Annotated in this window: 3 protein-coding genes and 1 tRNA gene; 3 read left to right on the top strand and 1 reads right to left on the bottom strand. The window is 63.6% G+C overall.

The window, feature by feature from the left end:
• Positions 1 to 342: 342 nt before the first annotated feature.
• The 3 genes from ABZ624_RS42815 to ABZ624_RS42805 all read left to right on the top strand — a co-directional run bounded on the left by ABZ624_RS42815 (position 343) and on the right by ABZ624_RS42805 (position 1,731).
• On the top strand, positions 343 to 834 hold the full coding sequence (locus ABZ624_RS42815) for an aminotransferase class III-fold pyridoxal phosphate-dependent enzyme (RefSeq protein ID WP_360101137.1): 492 nt from the start codon (positions 343 to 345) through the stop codon (positions 832 to 834).
• A 193-nt stretch (positions 835 to 1,027) separates the two neighbouring features.
• Positions 1,028 to 1,249, top strand: coding sequence for a DUF5999 family protein (locus ABZ624_RS42810; protein ID WP_360101134.1), 222 nt, complete (start codon positions 1,028 to 1,030; stop codon positions 1,247 to 1,249).
• A gap of 407 nt (positions 1,250 to 1,656) precedes the next feature.
• Positions 1,657 to 1,731, top strand: a tRNA-Lys gene (locus tag ABZ624_RS42805).
• A gap of 224 nt (positions 1,732 to 1,955) precedes the next feature.
• Here ABZ624_RS42805 and ABZ624_RS42800 read toward each other — a convergent pair.
• On the bottom strand, positions 1,956 to 2,139 hold a 184-nt coding region (locus tag ABZ624_RS42800; protein WP_360101131.1), incomplete at its 5' end, for a hypothetical protein.

The raw sequence follows: 2,139 nt of genomic DNA, 5'->3' as shown, positions 1-2,139 counted from the left end.
CCCGCCCACAACCTGACATCAGCAAGGTCCCCACCCACAACCACACCAACGACCGACCTGGCCACCAGTCACAGCAAGCACCGTTGCAGTACTAGGCCTGGCGCGCGACACCCACCCGCCTCAAGGCCTCTGGGCTGCAGTACCGGTCCCCTCTCGGGCGTTTCACAAGCGCGCAATCTTGCGGAGGATGCACACCATTTTCCGATCCATCCCCGGTCAACCTCTTCGGTTGGGCGTAATACTGTAGCAGTCATGACCGGCATGGCCTGCGACCTTTTATAGCTGCTGAGCTCGGGGTGAGGTCTAGTGAACAATGGATTGCTAGAACGTCCCCACCGGGTGATGCCTGGATGGTTACCGCTGTTCCATAGCGACCCGCTGGAGATTGCGTCTGACCAAGGCTGCATGTTGAGCGATGTTCAGGGCGTGGACTACTTGGATTTTTATTCTGGAATCGCAGTAAATGTGCTGGGCTACGACGTTCCTGAGATTCGGGACGCTATAGAGCGACAGTTGGCGACAGGTGTGGTCCACTCCTCGACCTTTTACCTCATCCGGTCGCAGATGGAACCCGCCGAGAAGATTTGCGAGCTGAGCGGGATCGTTGATCCGGTGGTGTTTTTTACCACTTCGGGCACAGAAGCTGGGGATACTGCGCTATCACACTGCGTGGAGCTTACAGCAGAGTCGCATACCGCGAGCACGAGCAGCAGTGCACCAGCTGCTCCTCGGCTGCGCGGTGCGGGCCCGGGCGGTGCCTGTACGAGTCGTTTGGCCATCTCCAGGACGCCTACCTCGCTCAGCAGCGGCGGTGACGTTGACCCTGCCGGGTGAGACAAGACCGCAACTTCCTACCTACGCGGCGCTGTCCAACCAGGCCGGTCGCCCGCACGACGGGCGGTTGGTCTTTCCCACGCCTCTGGCCCGAGCACGGCTCGGGCTCGCCCCGTCAGGAGTTCTCATGCAGTGCAGCACCCAGCTCGACACGGCCCCAGCCGCCGTCGGCCCCAGCCGGCTGCCGACCTCGATGTGCACCCACATCCCGAAGTGCCCAGCGGCCGACAGCCCGGACCGGGAGGCCGCGCACACCATCGCCAGCCACCCGGAGCAGGGATGGAGCCTCCTGTGCAACGGGGTCCTGGTCTTTGAGGACACCGGCGAAGTGCTCCCCGACGGCCGCATCGTCGCCCCGCACCGGGCCGTCCCGCCGCCGACGACGACGAGGAAACCCTGTTCGTCGCGTGCATGAAGGCGTTCGGGGGCTGTCACGTTGTGGGCATGTGATCGTCTGATGGTGTGCCGGGGTGTGGAGGGGCCCGGCTTTCGGGTTCTGGGGCCCACCTGGCCGCCGGGGTGAAGCAGTACGAGGCCGAGCACGACTGGCTCACCACCGTCCGTATCCCGCTCTATGCGCCCGACCTGAACCCCGTCGAGGCCGTCTGTCTGGTCACTCGTGCGCAGAGCGATGGCCAACACCGCCTTCGACACACCCGACGACCTCGACCGGGCACTCCACCGAGAATTACGCAGGATCCAGCTCCGGCCCCATCTGATCGACGGCTGCCTCACCGCCACCGGCCTGCCCCTCACAACCCCGGCTCCACCTTGAAAACCTCAGTAATGTGCACGAGCTCGTTAGACTAGCGTTCGCGTTATGCGCCCGTAGCTCAGTTGGCAGACAGGGGACTTTTAATCCTCGGGTCGTCGGTTCGAGCCCGACCGGGCGTACCAATCCATGCTCGGACCAGTGGGCGTCCTGGCGTAAGAGAAGCCTCATCCGAACCCGAAGTGGTGCGCCAGGGCTGCTACTGGCCTTGTTGCCACGGCCTCCTGAGGGGCTGACGGCCTGTGATGTGGACTGACCTGCGCCGCCCCGCCGCTACCACCGCGCCCGCGACGCGTCTTCTACAACTTGATGCTGAACAGCACCGCAGCGGCGACGCGTCCAGATGTCTCTACGGGCGCCTGCGCACCGAATCGGTAACGACGAAGCTTCGGTGCCAGGTAGCCCCGCCGGTGAGTACCTGGTCAGGATTTGTCTCTAACTTGATCTTTAACGTGTGCGGCGGGGCTTTGGGGTGGTTGTCTTCTTCTTTTGCCGTTGCGTTGGCGGTGCTTCCTTGGGTGTGTGCACGTCGT

The sequence above is a fragment of the Streptomyces sp. NPDC007205 genome, from assembly GCF_040634095.1.
Taxonomy (GTDB): Bacteria; Actinomycetota; Actinomycetes; order Streptomycetales; family Streptomycetaceae; genus Streptomyces.
This window is presented reverse-complemented; position numbering and strand designations above follow the sequence as displayed.

Coding starts and splice junctions, on each gene's coding strand:
- ABZ624_RS42815 (WP_360101137.1), top strand. CDS start 343: ATGCCTGGATGGTTACCGCTGTTCCATAGCGACCCGCTGGAGATTGCG.
- ABZ624_RS42810 (WP_360101134.1), top strand. CDS start 1,028: ATGTGCACCCACATCCCGAAGTGCCCAGCGGCCGACAGCCCGGACCGG.